General features: G+C 48.6%; 16 protein-coding genes and 1 pseudogene. 6 read left to right on the top strand and 11 right to left on the bottom strand.

The window, feature by feature from the left end:
* The 3 genes from C9J01_RS28600 to aspA form a co-directional block, all read right to left on the bottom strand.
* A partial coding sequence (locus tag C9J01_RS28600; RefSeq protein ID WP_237157079.1) for a helix-turn-helix domain-containing protein occupies positions 1-231 on the bottom strand: 231 nt, incomplete at its 3' end.
* Between the two features lie 555 nt (positions 232-786).
* Positions 787-2,094: an anaerobic C4-dicarboxylate transporter gene (locus tag C9J01_RS28595; protein WP_107301456.1), complete on the bottom strand. Its 1,308-nt coding sequence runs from the start codon at positions 2,092-2,094 to the stop codon at positions 787-789.
* A gap of 104 nt (positions 2,095-2,198) precedes the next feature.
* Positions 2,199-3,662 carry an aspartate ammonia-lyase gene (gene aspA, locus C9J01_RS28590; protein ID WP_107301455.1) on the bottom strand — a complete coding sequence of 488 codons (1,464 nt, stop codon included), beginning with the start codon at positions 3,660-3,662 and terminating at the stop codon, positions 2,199-2,201.
* Positions 3,663-4,122: 460 nt separating this feature from the next.
* On the opposite strand from aspA, the gene C9J01_RS28585 reads away from it, so the two are divergent.
* Entirely contained in the window at positions 4,123-4,677 is a 555-nt protein-coding gene (locus C9J01_RS28585) for an FxsA family protein (protein WP_107301454.1), read from the top strand.
* Between the two features lie 108 nt (positions 4,678-4,785).
* On the opposite strand, the gene C9J01_RS28580 is transcribed toward C9J01_RS28585, so the two are convergent.
* On the bottom strand, positions 4,786-6,177 hold the full coding sequence (locus C9J01_RS28580) for an MATE family efflux transporter (RefSeq protein WP_107301453.1): 1,392 nt from the start codon (positions 6,175-6,177) through the stop codon (positions 4,786-4,788).
* A gap of 205 nt (positions 6,178-6,382) precedes the next feature.
* Here C9J01_RS28580 and C9J01_RS28575 point away from each other — a divergent pair, with 205 nt between their 5' ends.
* The 4 genes from C9J01_RS28575 (at position 6,383) to C9J01_RS28560 (ending at position 11,565) form a co-directional block, all read left to right on the top strand.
* On the top strand, positions 6,383-6,673 hold the full coding sequence (locus tag C9J01_RS28575) for a co-chaperone GroES (RefSeq protein WP_036832752.1): 291 nt from the start codon (positions 6,383-6,385) through the stop codon (positions 6,671-6,673).
* Positions 6,674-6,714: 41 nt separating this feature from the next.
* On the top strand, positions 6,715-8,361 hold the full coding sequence (groL, locus tag C9J01_RS28570) for a chaperonin GroEL (RefSeq protein ID WP_039459780.1): 1,647 nt from the start codon (positions 6,715-6,717) through the stop codon (positions 8,359-8,361).
* Positions 8,362-9,372: 1,011 nt separating this feature from the next.
* Positions 9,373-11,043, top strand: a complete 1,671-nt coding sequence (gene ltrA / locus C9J01_RS28565) for a group II intron reverse transcriptase/maturase (RefSeq protein WP_237157078.1) — start codon at positions 9,373-9,375, stop codon at positions 11,041-11,043.
* 63 nt (positions 11,044-11,106) lie between these two features.
* Positions 11,107-11,565: a hypothetical protein gene (locus C9J01_RS28560; protein ID WP_107301452.1), complete on the top strand. Its 459-nt coding sequence runs from the start codon at positions 11,107-11,109 to the stop codon at positions 11,563-11,565.
* Positions 11,566-12,523: 958 nt separating this feature from the next.
* Here C9J01_RS28560 and C9J01_RS28550 read toward each other — a convergent pair.
* From C9J01_RS28550 to epmB, 3 genes and pseudogenes are all read right to left on the bottom strand, one after another.
* Positions 12,524-12,997: pseudogene (locus C9J01_RS28550) on the bottom strand (MgtC/SapB family protein); the annotation flags it as partial.
* Between the two features lie 101 nt (positions 12,998-13,098).
* Entirely contained in the window at positions 13,099-14,001 is a 903-nt protein-coding gene (rimK, locus tag C9J01_RS28545; RefSeq protein ID WP_039459779.1) for a 30S ribosomal protein S6--L-glutamate ligase, read from the bottom strand.
* A gap of 611 nt (positions 14,002-14,612) precedes the next feature.
* The gene (epmB, locus tag C9J01_RS28540; protein ID WP_107301449.1) at positions 14,613-15,635 is read right to left on the bottom strand and encodes an EF-P beta-lysylation protein EpmB; all 1,023 of its coding nucleotides are present in this window, start codon (positions 15,633-15,635) and stop codon (positions 14,613-14,615) included.
* 33 nt (positions 15,636-15,668) lie between these two features.
* Between epmB and efp the strand changes: the two genes are divergently transcribed.
* Positions 15,669-16,235 (top strand): elongation factor P, encoded by a 567-nt coding sequence (efp, locus tag C9J01_RS28535; protein WP_107301448.1) that lies wholly within the window; start codon positions 15,669-15,671, stop codon positions 16,233-16,235.
* Positions 16,236-16,361: 126 nt separating this feature from the next.
* Here the strand turns inward: efp and frdD are convergent, their stop codons facing one another.
* Genes frdD through frdA form a run of 4 tightly spaced genes read right to left on the bottom strand, consistent with a single transcriptional unit; the run spans position 16,362 to position 19,675 of the window.
* Entirely contained in the window at positions 16,362-16,724 is a 363-nt protein-coding gene (frdD, locus tag C9J01_RS28530) for a fumarate reductase subunit FrdD (protein WP_107301447.1), read from the bottom strand.
* A 10-nt stretch (positions 16,725-16,734) separates the two neighbouring features.
* A complete protein-coding gene (gene frdC, locus C9J01_RS28525; RefSeq protein ID WP_107301446.1) occupies positions 16,735-17,118 on the bottom strand; it encodes a fumarate reductase subunit FrdC in 384 nt (127 codons plus the stop codon).
* Between the two features lie 2 nt (positions 17,119-17,120).
* Positions 17,121-17,861, bottom strand: a complete 741-nt coding sequence (locus tag C9J01_RS28520) for a succinate dehydrogenase/fumarate reductase iron-sulfur subunit (RefSeq protein ID WP_039458938.1) — start codon at positions 17,859-17,861, stop codon at positions 17,121-17,123.
* On the bottom strand, positions 17,861-19,675 hold the full coding sequence (gene frdA / locus C9J01_RS28515) for a fumarate reductase (quinol) flavoprotein subunit (protein ID WP_107301445.1): 1,815 nt from the start codon (positions 19,673-19,675) through the stop codon (positions 17,861-17,863). Before frdA ends, C9J01_RS28520 begins: the two co-directional genes overlap by 1 nt.
* Between the last annotated feature and the right edge of the window lie 505 nt (positions 19,676-20,180).

Below are 20,180 nucleotides of genomic sequence, written 5' to 3'. Positions count from 1 at the left end.
GTTGGAAGATACCCTGGGTAGCCAACTGGTGATCCGGGACAGCCGCAATGTGTCGCTGACCCGGATCACCAGTTGGCTACCCAGGGTATCTTCCAACCGCTGGAGCCGGCGGCTCAGGGTCGTTGGGGGAATATCTAATGCACTGGCGGCTGCTCTGAAACTTCCGTGTTGGGCAATCGCAATCAGGGTGCGCAGGTCGTCTAACTTCATACCATTTTTGCATCGCTGCATAACGCTTTTACCTCTATCACCAAGTTGCCTCAATGACTACTATTAGTGGGCAGGCTTTCCTGTCTTGGCCTGCTCTGTAGCAAAAAGAGACATGAATCCGGTCGGGATGTTGGGATTGACGTCACCACCGGAATGAGCAAATACGTCGGGAATCCGTATTTGTTCTCTGTCTTCGCCCTAGGATGGGGCGGAGACATTAAATTTCTATTGTAACCTTTCTTCTCGGTTCGAATCCTGAACCACACTTTTCATATCCTATATTTTCGCTTCGCTTGGTTGTCAAAACCGAGTTATTTTCGTGCGCCTAAATCATACACTGCCTGACTAAATTCATTTATTACTTGATTGCTGTTAGTGGGTGCTCACAATGCCTCATGCCTCATGCCTCATGCCTCATGCCTCATGCCTCATGCCTCATGCCTCATGCCTCATGCCTCATGCCTCATGCCTCATGCCTCATGCCTCATGCCTCATGCCTCATGCCTCATGCCTCATGCCTCTGGCAATAAAAAAGGCCGCCCGTAGGCGACCTTGATAGGGAGCAATTATCCTCAATTACAGGATGATGCCACCGAATACGAAGCCTAGCGCTACAGACGTTGCGATAGTAACCACACCCGGGATGAAGAATGGGTGGTTGAAGACTAGGTTACCGATACGGGTAGAACCTGTGTCATCCATCTCAACGGCTGCAAGTAGCGTTGGGTAAGTCGGTAGTACGAACAGTGCACTTACTGCCGCGAAAGAAGCGATAGCTGTTAGCGGAGCAACACCGATAGCCAATGCTGCAGGCATTAGCGCAGTTGTCGTTGCGCCCTGAGAGTAAAGCAGCATAGAAGCAAAGAATAGAACCAATGCCAGCATCCATGGGTAGTCGCTCAGTAGGGAGCCTGCCACTTCTTTGATGCCGTCAACGTGGCCGTTTACGAACGTAGAACCAAGCCATGCTACACCCAGTACACACACACATGCAGTCATACCAGAGCGGAATGTTGGTGCCGCTGGGATTTTCGCTGCATCGATGCCAGTCGTGAATACGATAGCCGCTGCTGCCGCCAGCATGAAGGTCATGATAGCTTCGTTACGGCCCAGGGCTGGGTTTTCGATTAGGCCAACAGAGCCAGAGATAGCCGCAGCGTAAGCAACAACAATCAGGATAGCAGCCAAGAAGATGAAGGTCGCTTTCTTCGCAGAAGCAGGGATCTCACGCTTGGTTGAACCCTGTAGCTTGATCAGGCCTTTCTCCAGACGCTCTTGGTAAACAACGTCATCTTTTAGTTCGCAACCTAGGAAGTTAGCAACGAACGCACCAACCATACATGCGATGAAGGTTGTTGGGATACAGATAGCCAGTAGGGTTAGGTAGCCCACTCCGAGCGGTTCAAGAATGCCAGAGAAGAAGACAACCGCTGCGGAGATAGGCGATGCGGTGATCGCAATTTGAGAAGCAACAACAGCGATAGATAGCGGACGTGAAGGACGGATACCTTGCTCTTTTGCTACTTCAGCGATAACTGGAAGCGTTGAGAACGCCGTGTGACCAGTACCTGCCATTAGGGTCATCAGGTAAGTCACGATAGGTGCGTAGAAAGTAATACGCTTCGGGTTCTTACGTAGGAAGTTTTCGGCTAGTTCAACCAGCCAATCCATACCACCGGCAACCTGCATAGCAGCGATCGCAGTGATAACAGACATGATGATAAGGATTACGTCAATTGGGATATAGCTTTGGCTTGTTGGCATACCCAACAGCAGGGAAAGCACGATAACACCGGCGCCACCTGCCAGACCAATACCAATACCACCAATTCGGGCGCCCAAGAAAATGAACGCGAGAACGACTAATAGTTCTACACCAACCATATGATTGTCCTGTCTTAAAGTTAAAAAATAAAAGGGGGAAATCTGTAGCAAAAAAAGGCGGATCCTCATCCTGAAAATCCGCCGGGCTGTTTATTGGTTACAACTTAGTTGTAACGCTTAGCCTTGTATTCTGGGTGCATCAGGTTCTGTACCGAGAAGATGTCGTCTAGCTGCTCTTCAGTTAGAAGGCCACGCTCTAGAACCACTTCACGGACACTCTTACCGGTTTCAGCACAGATCTTACCTACAATGTCACCTTCGTGGTGGCCAATGAATGGGTTTAGGTAAGTCACGATACCGATAGAGTTGAACACGAAGCTTTCACATACTTCTTTGTTCACAGTGATGCCGTCGATACATTTGTCACGTAGGTTGATACACGCATTCTTCAGGATTTCGATAGACTCGAACAGTGCCTGACCGATCACTGGCTCCATAACGTTCAGCTGTAGCTGGCCCGCTTCTGCCGCGAAAGTGATGGTTGTATCGTTACCGATGACTTTGAAGCAAACCTGGTTTACCACTTCTGGCACAACTGGGTTTACTTTCGCTGGCATGATAGAAGAGCCAGCTTGCATTTCTGGTAGGTTAATTTCGTTAAGACCAGCACGAGGACCTGAAGAAAGAAGGCGCAGGTCGTTACAGATCTTAGACAGTTTAACCGCGGTACGCTTAAGTGCACCGTGAACCATTACGTAAGCACCACAGTCAGAGGTTGCTTCGATTAGGTCTTCTGCTGGTACACAAGGTAGGCCAGTCACTTCAGCTAGGCGCTGTACTGCAAGTTCCTGGTAACCTGTTGCCGCGTTTAGGCCAGTACCGATAGCGGTTGCACCTAGGTTTACTTCTAGAAGCAGTTGCGCTGTGTACTGAAGGTTTTTGATTTCTTCTTTGATTAGTACGCCGAACGCGTGGAATTCCTGGCCTACAGTCATAGGTACTGCGTCCTGAAGCTGGGTACGGCCCATTTTCAGTACATCAGCGAATTCTTTGTCTTTCGCATCGAAAGCACCTTTTAGGTACTCAAGAGCTTCAAGCATAGTCATGATGCTGTTGTATACCGCTACACGGAAACCAGTAGGGTAAGCACAGTTAGTCGACTGAGACTTGTTAACGTGGTCGTTCGGGTTAACGATGTCGTACTCGCCTTTCTCTTTGCCCATTAGCTCAAGAGCAAGGTTTGCGATAACTTCGTTGGTGTTCATGTTTACAGAAGTACCGGCACCGCCTTGGTATACGTCTGACGGGAATTGATCCATGCACTTACCTGTTTCAAGGATCACATCACACGCTTTAACGATGTATTCGCCAACTTCTGATGGGATAACGCCCAGCTCTTTGTTCGCCATTGCAGCTGCTTTCTTGGTGAAAACCATACCGCGAACGAACTCTGGAACGTCAGAGATTGTAGTTTTAGAGATATTGAAGTTCTCTACAGCACGTAGGGTGTGGATACCCCAGTAAGCGTCGGCTGGAACTTGGCGTTCGCCTAGTAGATCTTCTTCGATACGAGTTGCAACGTTGTTTACCATTGCTTCATTTTTTTCTAGATCAATCATCTGAGACATGACGTAGCCTTAGTGGAATCTGCTAATTAAATTCAAATATTGAGCCAATTCTGAAACTTTAGAATCCATTCCGCAGAGAGTTTGGCTAGATGATCGTACCTGACACCTATTGTCTGCTGCCGATAATACTCCCCTTTAGGGGTAAAAACATAACCCAGATCACTTTTTTAAATGGACTGAAAACATTTGCACAGAAACGAGATCTTGCTCACAAATACTGTTAATAACTCACCTGCGCTTTATGATTAAAAATGACCAAATATGACAAAATGTGAAATTGGTGTTGGATTAATCGCAGCAGTTTTATTGTAATCAATCGTTACATTGAAACCCTATAGAAAAGAGTTGAAAAATGGCTGTCTGCTCCCAATATTTGTTATAAGCCGAAGAGATTTTTGTAGTGTGACACCGGTGTGTTACAACTTGACTCAAATTACTGCCCACCAGCAAGGGGAAAATTGTGTTTCCGATATTACTGTTTTTGTTTATTGTCGTGCCGATTGTCGAGATCGCCCTGTTCATCCAGGTCGGTGGTTTCCTCGGCCTGTGGCCGACAATGGGACTGGTTCTGGTGACGGCGGTCGTCGGTGCTTCGCTGGTACGTAGCCAGGGCATCGCGACCTTGATGTCGGTGCAAAGCCGCTTGCAGAAAGGGGAGTTGCCTGCCCAGCAAATCGTGGAAGGGGTGATGCTTGCCGTATCGGGTGTGCTGCTGCTAACGCCGGGGTTCATGACCGATGCGATGGGCATGGCGGTATTGCTACCGGGCCCACGTGCTTGGCTCGCCAAGCAATTGATGAGCCGGGTCAAGGTGCAAAGCATGTCATCCGGTGCCGGTTTCAGTGCTGGTTTCGGCCCGGGTCAAGGGTTCGAACAGCATGACCCATTCAACCAGCAGCGTGGCCCATTTGGTGGCAATGAACAAGACCGTCAGCAGGGTGGTGATGTGTTTGACGGCGAGTTCGAGCGCAAAGACGATAAGAAAAATGACGATGACTCGCCCCGTCTTCATTAAGCGCCATTGCGCATTGCAATAGTAGACATAAAAAAGACAGCCTCGGCTGTCTTTTTTTGTTAATGCTGTTCATATTTGTTGCGACATGTAAATGCGCGAGGAAATGCACTAAGAAATGGGGTCTGCATGCCAGCGGCGGCGCAGCCTAACCGCATACAGGTAGGCGGTCAATCCACTCACCGCATTAGCCACGGCGATGCCGACGAACAGCCCCTTAGTGCCATGAAGGGTACTGCCTAACCAAGCCAGCGGCAGCAGTAGGGCAAACAGGCGTAGTAGGTTCCAGATCAAGGCATCTACCGGGCGGTGCATCGCGTTAAGGGCACTGATCAGCAACATGCAGACCGCTTGCAGGCCATAGCTAGCCGGGACAACGACCAGATAATGCCATAGTTGCGACTGTACCGCCGGGTCTTGGCTGAACATTGATGACAGCGGCCAACTCAGCGGCACCATCATGATGAAAATCAGCAGCTGGAATAAAATGGCAAAGCGCATTGCCGTAAACAGGGCTGCAAAGGCCCGCAGCGGCTTGTCAGCGCCGAGGTTCTGCGCCATGAATGGCATCAGGGCCGACCCTAGTGCCATCATCACGGTGATCAGGATGGACTCTATCCGCATCGCCGCACCGTAGGCCGCCACGGAAGTGGTGCCTTGGATAGCTAGCAAGGCCATCAGCAAGGTGCCTGACAGCGGGTTGAGGGCATTGGATAGCCCTGCCGGGGTCCCGATTTGCAGGATTTGCCGCCAGTCGTTCAATAGGCGGGATAACTGCGGTGGCGCAACCAGTTTCTCTCGCTTGATAAGCACATGCAGCGAGCCAGCTAGGGCAAAGGCCCAACTGATCCCGCTAGCAATGGCCGCCCCTTTCACCCCAAGTTCAGGAAATGGCCCGATGCCGAAGATCAATAAGGGATCCAGCGCGCCGTTGATCGCACCGGCAAGGATCATGATCTTGGCCGGGGTTTTTGCATCACCGGTAGCCCTGATAGCACTGTTGCCCGCCATCGGGATCACCAGTAGCGGAATCGCCAGGTACCAGATAGACATATAGTCGTTGATGATAGGTAGCAAGTCCGCCCGCGCACCTATCAGGCTAAACAGCGGCTCGATAGTCAGCACACCTAACGTCGAGGCAAGTACCATCATAATCACGGCCAGCAGTAGGCCGTGGGTGGTCAGCCGAGCTGCGCTGCGGGTATCGCCGCTACCGAGCAGGCGGCCGATGCTGGTGGAAATCCCGACACTGATCCCCATGGTAATACAGTTGATGGCAAAGGTGATCGGGAAGGTAAAGCTAACCGCTGCCAGCGCTTCGGTGCCCAGCAGGGATATAAAAAAGGTATCGATCAGATTGAACATTAAAATCGCCACCATACCGAAGATCATCGGTACCGTCAGGCGCTTGAGGACATCTGGGATTGGCTCGGAGAGCAGCCCGTGTTTGTCAGGCCTGCTGCTTTGAGCCCGTGTCAAATCTGGCTGGTTGTTGTCTGCCATGGTCGTCTCGGGAAAAGAATGCCCGCTTACCCTAATGCAAAGAGTGTGATCGGGCAAAAATTCTGTCAGAAAATTTTGAAAAAATAGCGCTGCAGGACTTGGGTTCTCAAAAAAAGACCCAACATGTTTATGTATCAGAAAAAGTAAACGTTTTGCGTTTACCTTATTAATCTATGGATATTACCAAAATCAGGAGAGACGACCGATGAACATTCGTCCTTTACATGACCGAGTTATCGTTGAGCGCCAAGAAGTTGAATCTAAGTCTGCTGGTGGCATCGTGCTAACAGGCTCTGCTGCTGAAAAATCGACTCGCGGTAAAGTACTGGCTGTCGGCAATGGCCGCATTCTAGAGAACGGCACGGTTCAGCCGCTGGACGTTAAAGTTGGTGATACTGTGATCTTTGCTGAAGGCTACGGCACGAAGACTGAAAAGATCGACGGTAAAGAAGTCCTGATCATGTCTGAAAACGACATCATGGCAATCGTTGAATAATCCGTTCACCTCGAATAAAGAATTAAGAAAGGAAGAAAGACATGGCTGCAAAAGACGTTAAATTTGGTAACGACGCACGTATCAAAATGCTAGAAGGTGTCAACGTTCTGGCTGACGCAGTAAAAGTAACACTGGGCCCTAAAGGCCGTAACGTGGTACTGGACAAATCATTCGGTGCACCGACTATCACTAAAGACGGTGTATCTGTTGCGCGCGAAATCGAGCTGGAAGACAAGTTCCAGAACATGGGCGCACAAATGGTTAAAGAAGTTGCCTCACAAGCGAACGACGCGGCGGGTGACGGTACAACTACGGCAACAGTACTTGCACAGGCTATCGTAAACGAAGGTCTTAAAGCGGTTGCTGCGGGTATGAACCCAATGGATCTGAAGCGCGGTATCGACAAAGCTGTTGTTGCGGCAGTAGAAGAGCTAAAAGCCCTGTCTGTACCATGTGCAGACACCAAAGCGATTGCCCAGGTTGGTACTATCTCTGCTAACTCTGATGCGACCGTAGGTAACATCATTGCTGAAGCGATGGAAAAAGTAGGCCGTGATGGCGTTATCACTGTTGAAGAAGGCCAGGCGCTACATGACGAGCTAGATGTTGTTGAAGGTATGCAGTTCGACCGTGGTTACCTGTCTCCTTACTTCATCAACAACCAAGAAGCGGGCAGCGTTGATCTGGAAAACCCATTCATCCTGCTAATCGACAAGAAAGTATCAAACATCCGTGAACTGCTACCAGCACTTGAGGGTGTAGCGAAAGCGTCTCGTCCACTGCTTATCATTGCTGAAGATGTTGAAGGTGAAGCACTGGCAACGCTAGTTGTGAACAACATGCGTGGCATCGTGAAAGTGGCTGCGGTTAAAGCGCCAGGTTTCGGTGACCGCCGCAAAGCAATGCTACAAGACATCGCAGTACTGACTGCGGGTACAGTGATTTCTGAAGAAATCGGCCTTGAGCTAGAAAAAGTTCAGCTTGAAGACCTAGGTCAGGCGAAGCGTGTTTCTATCACTAAAGAAAACACTACAATCATCGACGGTACTGGCGAAGAAGAAATGATTGCCGGCCGTGTTGCTCAGATCCGCCAGCAAATCGAAGAAGCAACGTCAGACTACGACAAAGAGAAACTACAAGAGCGCGTTGCTAAGCTAGCAGGCGGTGTTGCAGTGATTAAAGTCGGTGCTGCGACTGAAGTTGAAATGAAAGAGAAGAAAGACCGCGTTGAAGATGCCCTACACGCAACCCGTGCAGCGGTAGAAGAAGGCGTTGTTGCTGGTGGTGGTGTTGCACTTATCCGTGCTGCTTCTAAAGTGGTTGACCTACAGGGCGACAACGAAGAGCAGAACGTAGGTATCCGAGTTGCACTACGTGCAATGGAAGCGCCTATCCGCCAAATCACCAAGAACGCAGGCGATGAAGAGTCTGTTGTTGCTAACAACGTGAAAGCGGGTGAAGCAAACTACGGCTACAACGCTGCGACCGGCGAATACGGCGACATGATTGAAATGGGTATCCTGGACCCAACAAAAGTAACCCGTTCTGCACTGCAGTTCGCGGCTTCTGTTGCTGGCCTGATGATCACCACTGAAGCGATGGTTACCGACCTACCTCAGAAAGATGCTCCTGCAATGCCTGATATGGGCGGTATGGGCGGTATGGGTGGTATGGGCGGCATGATGTAGTGCGACGAGAGTCGCGTAGGTAGCTAGCCGAGCGGGCTACGTCCATAGTAAGCACTGACATGGTGCTTACTACCCCCGCCGAAATAGCATTTTGAAACCCGATATTCGGGCTTTGCTTAAGCCTGAATATCGGTCTCCCTCACGGGAGTCTGATTATTCGGTATAGGTCTTAGCCTATATCCTGCATTTTGCGGATATACGTTGAAGCAGCACTTAGGTGTTGTGAGGTAACGGGAAGATTCGTGTCTTAAAAGCTTGAGCCACCTATTCGGTGCAAAGCTGTTTTCATTATTGTCTTGGCCTTAACTGAACTCGGACGGGTACAGCGAAGGGTTAGTAAGACCTATTGTTCAGCCAATAGTAGCCTAGGGATAGTGCATCTGCGGTAACGCGGTGTGCGGAGCTTCCTGACAATGTACCCCCACTTCAGTGGTTGTCATGTGCTGTAAAGCAACTGACAGGAATGCGGCCAATAGTAGGCAGCAGAGGGGCTAGGCTAGGTTATATGGTTAACGTATGTGAACTATTGATAAACACCGTCAGCCGCGACGAGCGAAAGGCTATTGATGACTCTACGTGCTTTGGTAATGCACTGGAGACTAACGCTTCGACCAAAAGGTGTATGGCCAGTTATTCCTCTTACATCTGGGAATACGCTGATATTTGTGCCATCGGTGGATAGATAGAACCTAAGTAACCTATGTAATGAAAGCGGAACTCGGAAACCCCATATTTTCGCCTTTTAGGCAGGTAACCTGTGAGGGGAGCTGTTGGATGTATGGGAATAGGAGAGCAGAAAAAGCTAACGCCACCTTGTAATGAGCTGGATAAGGAATCAACGTATTTCTACCGGAAACGGTGCTGACGTCTGCTTGGTCTTTAATCGCGTGAAAGCAGGTAAGTTCTTAATTCACGTTGTATGAGTTATTGAAACCCATAGGGTAATCAAAGCCCTATGGGCTTAGTGCACCTTGTGATGTTTCATTTCTGATGTTTATGGAGGAAAGCAAGGTGCATACTTTAGCGCAAGTTAAAGTATCTGCATCCTCCCATCAAGCGGAGCAATGGCACAGTATTAACTGGGAGCTTATGCACCGTTCGGTGAGAGGACTACAGGTACGAATCGCGAAAGCAACGGAAAAGTCTGATTGGCGTAAGGTCAAACGGCTTCAAAGGATGTTAACCCGATCATTTGCCGCCAAAGCACTTGCCGTAAGGCGTGTTACTGAAAACCGTGGTAAATCGACCCCGGGAGTTGACGGAGAAACATGGAGTAACCCAAAGGACAAATGGAACGCGATAGATAGACTTGAGCGAAAAGGCTATAAGCCTAGACCACTCAAAAGAGTCTATATACCCAAAGCCAATGGCAAACTAAGGCCGTTAGGAATACCGACAATGCTTGATAGGGCAATGCAAGCTCTGTACTTGTTAGCTCTTGAGCCCGTATCGGAAACAACAGCGGATCGTAATAGTTATGGTTTTCGCCCTAATCGCTCATGCGCTGATGCTATCGAACAATGCTTCGTGAATCTCAGCCGAAAATCTAGCGCCCAGTGGGTGCTAGAGGGAGATATAAAAGGGTGCTTCGACCATATAAGCCATGATTGGCTTATTGCCAACATTCCTATTGATAAGGTTGTACTTAGGAAATGGTTGAAATCTGGATTCATGCAGTCTGGAAAGTTAAATCCAACAGAGGCTGGTACACCACAAGGAGGAATTATCTCTCCTGTACTGGCTAATATGGCGTTGGATGGCTTGGAGGCGGTGCTCGAATCCCATTTCGGGAAGAAGAACACCAAAGCGAGCTATAAAACCAAGGTCAATTATGTGCGTTACGCAGATGATTTCATTATTACCGGTATCTCTAAAGAGTTGCTGGTAGAGGAGGTTCTACCTGTTGTGAAAGCCTTTATGGCCGAACGAGGGCTGGAACTTTCAAATGAGAAAACTGTAATTACACACATTGATGAAGGGTTCGATTTTCTAGGACAGAATTTGCGTAAATACGATGGCAAGATGTTGATTAAGCCATCAAAAAGAAACGTGAAGGTATTTCTGAAAAGCATACGTGACTACCTTAACAGCCATAAAACAGTTCCGGCTAAAGCAGTAATAGCCAAACTGAATCCCATGATTAAAGGGTGGTGTAATTACCATCGTTGGGTATGTGCTAGCGAGACGTTTAAGTATGTGGACTACAGAATTTGGAAAATGCTTTGGCAATGGTGCAAGCGCATCCACCTCAATCGCCGTAAACGCTGGATTAAAAGTAAGTACTTTAAGAAAGCAGGTGATAGGAACTGGGTATTCAGTGCTCCTCGGCCAATAGGGGAAGATGGTTACTATCGGTTGCTAAGTGCAGCAAAAGTGAAAGTTGATAAACATGTGAAGATTCGGGCGACAGCTAACTGTTATCTACCTGAAGATGAACAATACTTTGAGAAACGGAAGGTACAGAGGCTGAAAAAATCTCTGGTCGGTAGCATGAAGCTCTGGAGACTTGTCGAAAGGCAAGACTTCAAATGCGCTGTATGTCATCAGCAGTTCAATTCGAAAGAAGAGTGGGATGTACACCACATAATCCGCAGAGTTGATGGTGGCTCGGATAACAACACGAACTTGATGGTAGTTCACATAAATTGCCACAGGCAGATACATTTAAGTGGTAGCCAGTGAATGCAATCGGAAATGTTGTATCATGGATAAATCTATATTTGTCATTTAGTTAGAGAGGATGTGATGAGCGAAGACTATTTATATCGAGGCTTTAACTGCTATATAAATAAGGAAAAGGCTCTGACGCCTCGTAATGTTGATGCACCGCTAGAAACGGGGGCCGAATTTGGGGATGAACACGTCCAATGTGGCGATAGTGATTTCACTTTCGGTTGCTCTGTTGCTAACACTGTTCATACACATGAATACGGAGGAAATGGAGATCCTACATCTGGCCTTTCAACGTCTCCTCACTTTGAGGTAGCAAAGAAATATGCCCTTAACAAAGGAAAGTACGAATCAGGGACTGTTATAAAGTTATCCAGAAAAGTACTTTTAGATTGTGGTGTTCAAATCTTTCGAGTTAGTGATTTAGTTGAATCGCCCGCGGTTCCTGAAGATGACGAGTATTGGATATGGTTCGATGGTAAATTTCCAGAAAATGCCATTCTTGAAGAAATTCGTGTGGAAAGATCTTCCTAATATGGAACGTCTCGTTCCTAAGTTGTTGGTTCGTATGTAATACGAGCTTATAAAGGCTTGAGCCGTATGCGGGGAAACTCGCACGTACGGTTCTTAGGGGGCGGTGGCGCAGTAATGCGTCGCTGCTACCCGACATGCCCCTATCTCACTGAGATAGTAGTAAAATTTAAAAACGGAGGCGAAAGCCTCCGTTTTTTTATGGCTGGAACAAGGGAGATATTCCTCTGTGGGACGTATTTTTCCCATCGCGAGCTTACCAGAGAAAAAGCTCAGAAAGCTGTACGTGATTAATGCCTTTTAATATCAAAAGCTTATGGGTGTTTAGGTGGTTATCAACAAACAGTGCTGATATTGTACTGCTTTTTGGTGATTAATGGTTAGTAAGCTGATCGCATTGTGCGCTAGGAGAAGGTTGGGTGAGAAACCTCCTTGAGCGTAAGTGCTTGATGGCGAAATCCAGAGCAAATGGGCTGCCTAAGCTCACTTAGTAAAAAGCCAGAAAAGCTGTACGCAAATTTAGTTATTAAACATCAATGAGTTAATCATGTTTATCTATGTTTTTCAATGCAGATTGGTTTTGGTTTGCTTTTAGCTGTTATTTACATTGAAAGCTGTACAAGAAAAGTGGCTTTTTCCCAGAGCCCTGCCGGAAAATGGCTAAAACGACAGGGTTGAGTTTGTCAGGGAAAAAGCCGAAAAAGCTGAACGCTAATTTATTTTATTTAAATCAGCAGTTTAGCGTTGGTGGGAAAGGTTTTTGAACTAGGCGTTCAAAACGCTCACCAAAAAGCAGCTTTACATGCTCATCGCTGTACATGTCGATGGGCTGTTAACTTTGTTGCTTCATAGGCGCTTTTTCTGGCACCGCTTCCTTTAAAACGGAGTCGCTCACTGCAGTTGCGAACTCCGCAGCACTTTCCCCAGCACCAGACATTTCACCTCTTTCTTGGCGATGGCGTTTGACCTTCTTCAGTTGACGCCGGTCGCTCAGGTGGGCGTGGACCCCCTTACGCAAGATTCGTAGGCTATTTTCCAGCTTATCGACACCGAGCAAAATCGACACCACGATACCGGTCATGATCACAGCGGTCTGACCATAACCCAGCCCAATGGTGATCCCAAGGGCGGCCAGCATCCATACAACGGCTGCAGAGGTAACGCCATGGATTTGCCCGTCCCTGGTCATCATGACGCCGGCGCCGAGAAAACCGATACCGGTGATCACCTGCGCCATGACCCGCGAAATATCGGCGTTGTTTGTTGATAGCGTCTCACCCAGGGTAATGAAAAAGTAGGTCCCCATGATGATGAGGGTCGAGGTGCGGATCCCGACCGGTTTGCCCCTGATTTGGCGCTCGACCCCAATCACCGTACCGCAGATGGCACACTGCAAAAGTGCTGGCCAGGCAAAGGGCGTGATATCAAGCCACATGATGGCTGCTGCTCCTGTAATTGATATGTAAGTTGATGAAAAAAGCAGCCCGGGGGCTGCTTTTCATCGGTGTTCTATGTATGCCGCTAGGCAAGAGGGGATTACTGGTGAGAATTGCGGCGGCTTTTTTTACCGGCATTTTTCTCTATGTATTCCACAATCATGCCGGCAATGTCTTTGCCGGTTGCCCCTTCAATGCCTTCCAAGCCTGGCGAGGAGTTCACTTCCATCACCAATGGCCCGCGGTTGGAGCGCAGTAAATCAACCCCGGCAACACTTAGCCCCATGGCTTTTGCGGCGGCGACGGCAGTCTTGCGTTCTTCCGGTGTAATACGGATTAATGATGCACTACCACCACGGTGCAGGTTGGAGCGGAACTCGCCCTCTGCGCCTTGGCGTTTCATTGCGGCAATCACTTTGTCGCCGATAACAAAGCAGCGGATATCGGCACCACCGGCTTCTTCAATGAATTCTTGCACCATGATGTTGGCTTTGAGCCCCATAAAGGCCTCAATCACGCTCTCGGCGGCTTTTTGGGTCTCGGCCAATACCACACCAATACCCTGGGTGCCTTCCAGCAGTTTGATCACCAGCGGCGCACCGCCGACCATTTTGATCAGATCCGGCACATCATCGGGTTTGCTGGCAAAGCCGGTAATTGGCATGCCGACGCCCTTGCGGCTGAGTAACTGCAGCGAACGTAGCTTGTCCCGAGAACGCGAAATCGCAATCGATGGGTTCACCGAGAACACATCCATCATTTCGAACTGGCGCAGTACCGAACAGCCGTAAAATGTAATATCCGCGCCGATACGCGGAATAATGGCATCAAAGCCAGTCAGATCTTGGCCTTCGAAGTGAATCGACGGCTTGACCGAGTTGATATTCATATAACAACGCAATGCGTTGATGATCACAGCTTCATGGCCGCGCTGCTCAATGGCTTCGCGCAGGCGGCGGGTTGAGTACAGGTTTTCGTTCTGGGAGAGAATGCCAATTTTCATTGCGTTACTCATTAATAAGGTGATGGATTGCCTGCAGGGCGTGAAGTTTGGCTGCCTTCCTCGCCAGCAGATTGGAGCGCGACTATGCGCTTACTTGGTTTAAAAAGCGAGCGATTTGGCGATGATCTTTTTTAATCGCACCTATCAAAATATTTTCTCAATACATTATCATTTGGCCTGCTATATTCTTTTTTATTGTGGCGGGTTTGCTTGGTAAAAAGCTAGAAAAGCTGCACGCATTATTAAGTCTTTTATTATCAATCACTTAATTTCTGGGATTTGGTTTTTATATGATAGGTCAAATACTTGTTCAGGTTTTATCTGATCACAAGGTTATTTGCTGATCATGTTGGATGTTTTGGCCAAAAAAATGACCTTTTGGGTTGTGGTGAGCTTGTAAGGTAAAAAGCTCGAAAAGCTGCACGGTAATAAATCATTCAAAAACAATAACTTATATGAATTGTGGTAAGTACTGGCTTGAAGATTGGTTTTGAGCACCTAAAAGGTGGTTATTTGTTGTATTGCTGTACGTTTGCAGGGGGGGGGTAGAGACGGCTGCAGTGCAAAACGGCACTGCAGTAGGTAACAGAAAGGTATTGCTGTATTAAAGGTTACTCGAGACGCAAATCCAGCGGGGTTTTGCTGCGGCGGCCACCGATTTCGCGGGTGAGTTTGGGCACCATATAGCCGGAAACATTCTCCATCAAACCGGCCATCAACTGGCGGGCAGTGTGGTCGTCGACCATAAAGTGCGCTGCGCCCTGGACCTTATCCAAAACATGGAGATAGTAAGGCAGGATTCCCGCATCGAACAACGCTTCGCTGAGTTGGGTCAGGGCGTCTACTGAGTTGTTGACACCTTTGAGCAGCACCCCTTGGTTGAGCAAGGTGACACCGGCCTGTTTTAGCGCCTGCATCGCCTGTATAAGCTCTGCATTAATTTCGTTGGCATGGTTGATATGGGTGACCAACACGGCCTGTAGGCGGTTCTGGGCCAGCATTTGGCACAGCTCCGGGGTGATGCGGGATGGTAGCACCACTGGCAGTCGTGAGTGGATCCGCAACCGCTTGATATGCGGAATGGCTGCGATGGCATCGATTAGCCAAGCTAATTCGCTGTCTTTTGCCATCAGCGGATCACCGCCGGACAGGATCATTTCGTTAATGTCCGGCTGGGTCGCCACATAATCCAGCGCGGCTTGCCAGTTGCGCTTACCACCCTGGTTGTCCTGATACGGAAAATGGCGGCGGAAGCAGTAGCGGCAGTTGACCGCACAGCCGCCTTTGACAATCATCAGTGCCCGGTTTTTGTACTTGTGCAGCAAGCCGGGAATAGCGTTGTCTTGCTCTTCGAGTGGGTCCTGCGAGTAGCCAGGGTGAACCTCGAACTCTTCAGCCAGCGGTAATACCTGTCGCAATAACGGGTCATTGGGGTTGCCAACTTCCATTCTATCGACAAAGCTCAAAGGGACACGCAGTGCAAATAATTTCCGGGCCGCCAAGCCTTCTGCCCACGGGGTGGGATCGATTTTCAGGTTATTTAGCAGTTGAATCGGATCAGATATCGCATTAGCAAGATCATTCAGCCAGTTTTGCTCAACAGATGAGGCGTTTCGGGTTATTATGTGCGGCATTAAATACAACTCGAAGATGTTAAGAGGATAAAAATGGCGTCTTTCAGCACCAATGAATTCCGCGGCGGAATGAAAATTATGCTAGATAATGAACCATGTGTCATTATCGAAAACGAATTTGTTAAGCCAGGCAAAGGCCAGGCGTTCAACCGCGTTAAGATCCGTAAGCTGCTTTCAGGCAAGGTACTGGAGAAGACTTTCAAGTCTGGTGAAAGCGTTGAAGCTGCAGACGTAATCGATACTGATCTTGATTACCTATACAACGACGGTGAGTTCTACCACTTCATGAACAATGAAACGTTCGAGCAAATTGCTGCAGACGTTAAAGCGGTAGGTGAGAACGCGAAGTGGTTGGTAGAGAACAACACTTGTACGCTAACACTGTGGAACGGTAACCCAATCGCAGTAACGCCACCAAACTTCGTTGAGCTTGAAGTGACTGAAACTGATCCTGGCCTGAAAGGCGATACCCAGGGTACAGGCGGTAAGCCAGCAACCCTATCAACAGGTGCGGTTGTACGTGTACCTCTATTCATCGCTATCGGTGAAGTGATCAAGGTTGATACCCGTTCAGCTGAATACGTTGGCCGTGTGAAGTAATCTGCTTCCGGTTGTAAAAAAGGTCGCCGAGGCGACCTTTTTTTATGCCTTTTATCCTAGAGCTGGAATTGTCACAGGCATAAAAAAAGCACCGCCAGGCGGTGCTTTTTTTGTTTCGAATCACGATTAGATCATGAACACGAAAATCACAGCTAGGGCAGACACAAGGAATGCCGCTGCGTAGCATGCTACTTTACCTGCCACACCAGTGTGGAATTTCAGATCGTGCATACCGTGGTGCAGACGGTGCATCGCGTGCCACATTGGCAGGGCCAGTGTCGCGATAGTAAATAGTGCACCGATGAAGCTGGTTACGAAGCCAGAAACGCGCTCGTAGCTCATTGCGTCAGCGTCTAGGATACCCAGTGGGACCATGATACCCAGTACCAGTACAGTCACAGGTGTCAGCATTGCAAACCAAGTACCGCCAGCACCGAACAGACCCCACCATACTGGTTCGTCAGAACGTTTAGGATTTAGATTAACCACGTGGTTCTCCTTAAACTAGAACTAGTACGAACAGTGAAATTGCAGCAACTGCAGCCCACTGAGATAGAACAACAACTTTCTTGTCCAGAGTTTTGCCTTTCAGTTTGATAGGCATAACCTGAGGCATCATGCTGAAGAAAGTCTGTGCGTGGAACAGGCTACCTGCCAGTGCTAGTACGTTCAGTACAACAACGACTGGGTTCGCCATGAACTCAAGCCAGCCAGCCCAAGCTTCAGGGCCTTTCACTAGGCTACCAAGACCGAAAGTCAGGCAGATAGTGAAGAAGATCAGTGGTAGTACAGTTGCTTCACGAACCATGTAGAAGCGGTAGAAAGGATGATCCTTCCACCAAGTGCGCTTCATTTCGCGAACGTAAGGTTTACGATTGCTCATCCTTATGCCTCCTGAGGTTTCATCATGGCGATAACGAAATCTTTAGAAGATTCCACTTTGCCTTGGTTAACCGCTGCTGCTGGATCTACGCTCTTCGGACAAACTTCAGAACAGTAGCCAACAAACGTACAGCCCCATGCACCGTTTTCACCGTTGATCAGCTTCATACGCTCATCAGAACCGTTGTCACGGCTATCTAGGTTGTAGCGGTGTGCCAGGGTAAGTGCTGCAGGGCCGATGAACTCAGGGTTCAGACCGAACTGAGGACATGCTGCGTAGCAAAGGCCACAGTTGATACAACCTGCAAACTGCTTGTACTTCGCCATTTGCTCTGGCGTCTGGTTGTTTGGACCATCTTCAGGCTTGCGATCGTTGCCGATGATGTATGGCTTGATAGCTTCTAGGCGCTCGATGAACGGCGTCATGTCAACGACAAGGTCTTTCTCGATAGCGAAGTTAGACAGCGCTTCGATTTTCAGGCCGTTCGGGTAGTCACGTAGGAAGGTCTTACAGGCCAGTTTTGGCACCTTGTTGACCATCATGCCGCAAGAACCACAGATTGCCATACGGCAAGACCAGCGGTAAGCCAGATCTTTGTCTAGGTTGTCCTTGATGTAACCTAGTGCATCAAGCACAGACATGGTTTCGTTGAACGGTACTTCGAACATTTCGAAGTATGGTTCTGCGTCTTTCGCTGGGTCATAACGCAGAATTTCTACTTTTTGGATGCGATTGTCTGACATTACGCCTGCTCCCCTTTCTTCTCTGCCGCTTCGGCTGCTTCTTTCGCTGCCGCTTCCTCTGCCGCTGCACCGTATAGACGGGCTTTTGGCTGAGACTTGGTGATTGTTACGTCGCTGTACTCGATACGAGGTGCGTCGTCACCGTTGAAGAACGCCAGTGTGTGTTTCAGGAAGTTCACGTCGTCACGCTCTGTGCAGCCATCGTCAAGACGCTGGTGTGCACCACGAGACTCTTTACGCTGGATAGCAGAGTGAGCCATCGCTTCAGCAACTTCTAGGCCGTAACCCACTTCGATTGCGTATAGCAAGTCAGTGTTGAATACCTTGCCTTTGTCTTTGATGCTGATGTTCTTGAAGCGAGCGCGTAGTTCGGCCAACTTGTCGATAGTCGCTTGCATCAGGTCTTCTTGGCGGTAGATACCACAGCCTGCTTCCATGGAGTGACCCATTTCAGTACGGATATCAGCCCAGTTCTCGTCACCTTCTTGAGCCATTAGGGCATCAATACGGTCTTGAACTGCTTGAACCTGTGCAGTGATAGCAGCTTCGTTCCAGCCTTTGAATTCTTCAGCGCGTTTTGCCGCACCTTCACCCGCTAGGCGACCGAATACCACAAGCTCAGCAAGGGAGTTAGAACCTAGACGGTTAGCACCGTGCAGGCCAACTGATGAACATTCACCAACGGCGAATAGGCCCTTGATGCGTGTTTCGTTGTGCTTATCAGTCTCGATACCACCCATGGTGTAGTGAACGGTTGGGCGGATTGGGATCGGCTCTTTGGCTGGGTCAACGTTAACGTAAGCTTTTGATAGCTCACAGATGAACGGAAGACGCTCATGCAGGTACTCTTCACCTAGGTGGCGAAGGTCAAGGTGTACCACGTCACCCAGTGGGTGCTTGATGGTGTTGCCTTTCTGCTGCTCGTGCCAGAATGCCTGAGAAACCTTGTCACGAGGACCTAGTTCCATGTATTTGTTCTTCGGCTGGCCAACTGGTGTTTCTGGGCCCATACCGTAGTCTTGTAGGTAACGGTAGCCGTTCTTGTTGACGATGATACCGCCCTCACCACGACAACCTTCGGTCATCAGGATACCTGTACCTGGTAGGCCAGTTGGGTGGTACTGAACGAACTCCATGTCACGCAGAGGTACACCGTGGCGGAAGGCCATAGCCATGCCGTCACCAGTTACGATACCGCCGTTGGTGTTACAGTTGTAAACGCGGCCAGCACCACCTGTTGCAAGAACAACAGACTTCGCTTTAATGCAGATCAACTCACCTTCGGCCATGTGGATAGCCACAAGACCCTGCACTTCACCTTCTTCAACAAGTAGGTCTACAACAAAGTATTCGTCGAAACGCTTGATTTGATCGTATTTGATAGACGTCTGGAACAGGGTGTGCAGCATGTGGAAGCCGGTTTTATCCGCGGCAAACCATGTGCGCTCAACCTTCATACCACCGAAGCGGCGTACGTTCACGTCACCATTTTCTTTACGGCTCCACGGACAGCCCCATTGCTCTAGCTGGGTCATCTCGCGGGTTGCGTTTTCTACGAAATATTCAACAACGTCCTGTTCACATAGCCAGTCACCACCGCCAACGGTGTCGTTGAAGTGGTTGTCCAAGCTATCCTCATCCTTGATGACGGCAGCGGAGCCACCCTCTGCAGCTACAGTGTGAGAGCGCATTGGGTAAACTTTAGAAATAAGGGCAATTTCCAAGTCTGGGTTTGCTTCTGCAGCAGCGATGGCAGTACGAAGACCTGCACCACCTGCGCCGATTACAGCGATATCTGTGGTAATTGTTTTCACAGCTATCCTCCGGAGGTAAGACGATAAAATTTAAAAAAGTACGCCGAAGCGTACTTAACCTTGAAATCCTAGAGGCATTCTATGAAACAATATCGATAGAAAATTTGATTTAGACGCAGCTTTTTAAATGAAATAGCCCAAAAGTATAAGGTGATTACAGAAAATGTGAGTATTGTCACAAATTGTAATGTTTTATGGTTGTTAATTAATCGAAATAAAATGTGTGATTTGTTTCTAGCTCATTAAAGGTGTGTTTCGTTCTTTCTTGCTAAGTGGCTAATAAAGCAAGATTTATCTCGTAAGCAAATGAATGCTTTCTTATTTAATGTTGTATTAATGCGACCCTTGTGACCTGCTTGTTAACTATTTATTTATTGTTGGTGTTTGTTTTGCGAACGGCTTGGTTGGTTGCTGATCATAATTTTTCATAATATTTCATAATTATTCCCCCCTTAAATAAATGCGTCTGGATTTGCGGGATATTGGTGATGATTTGTACTTCGGG

The organism is Photobacterium rosenbergii (assembly GCF_003026455.1).
Classification (GTDB): domain Bacteria; phylum Pseudomonadota; class Gammaproteobacteria; order Enterobacterales; family Vibrionaceae; genus Photobacterium; species Photobacterium rosenbergii.
Note: the sequence above shows the minus strand (reverse complement) of the source record. Positions and strands in the feature narration are given on the sequence as shown.

Excerpts from the sequence above, each read along its gene's own strand:
- C9J01_RS28560 (WP_107301452.1), top strand. The coding sequence starts at position 11,107 with ATGAGCGAAGACTATTTATATCGAGGCTTTAACTGCTATATAAATAAG.
- C9J01_RS28575 (WP_036832752.1), top strand. The coding sequence starts at position 6,383 with ATGAACATTCGTCCTTTACATGACCGAGTTATCGTTGAGCGCCAAGAA.
- epmB (WP_107301449.1), bottom strand. The coding sequence starts at position 15,635 with ATGCCGCACATAATAACCCGAAACGCCTCATCTGTTGAGCAAAACTGG.
- C9J01_RS28520 (WP_039458938.1), bottom strand. The coding sequence starts at position 17,861 with ATGTCAGACAATCGCATCCAAAAAGTAGAAATTCTGCGTTATGACCCA.
- groL (WP_039459780.1), top strand. The coding sequence starts at position 6,715 with ATGGCTGCAAAAGACGTTAAATTTGGTAACGACGCACGTATCAAAATG.
- rimK (WP_039459779.1), bottom strand. The coding sequence starts at position 14,001 with ATGAAAATTGGCATTCTCTCCCAGAACGAAAACCTGTACTCAACCCGC.
- aspA (WP_107301455.1), bottom strand. The coding sequence starts at position 3,662 with ATGTCTCAGATGATTGATCTAGAAAAAAATGAAGCAATGGTAAACAAC.
- C9J01_RS28595 (WP_107301456.1), bottom strand. The coding sequence starts at position 2,094 with ATGGTTGGTGTAGAACTATTAGTCGTTCTCGCGTTCATTTTCTTGGGC.
- C9J01_RS28580 (WP_107301453.1), bottom strand. The coding sequence starts at position 6,177 with ATGGCAGACAACAACCAGCCAGATTTGACACGGGCTCAAAGCAGCAGG.
- efp (WP_107301448.1), top strand. The coding sequence starts at position 15,669 with ATGGCGTCTTTCAGCACCAATGAATTCCGCGGCGGAATGAAAATTATG.
- frdC (WP_107301446.1), bottom strand. The coding sequence starts at position 17,118 with ATGAGCAATCGTAAACCTTACGTTCGCGAAATGAAGCGCACTTGGTGG.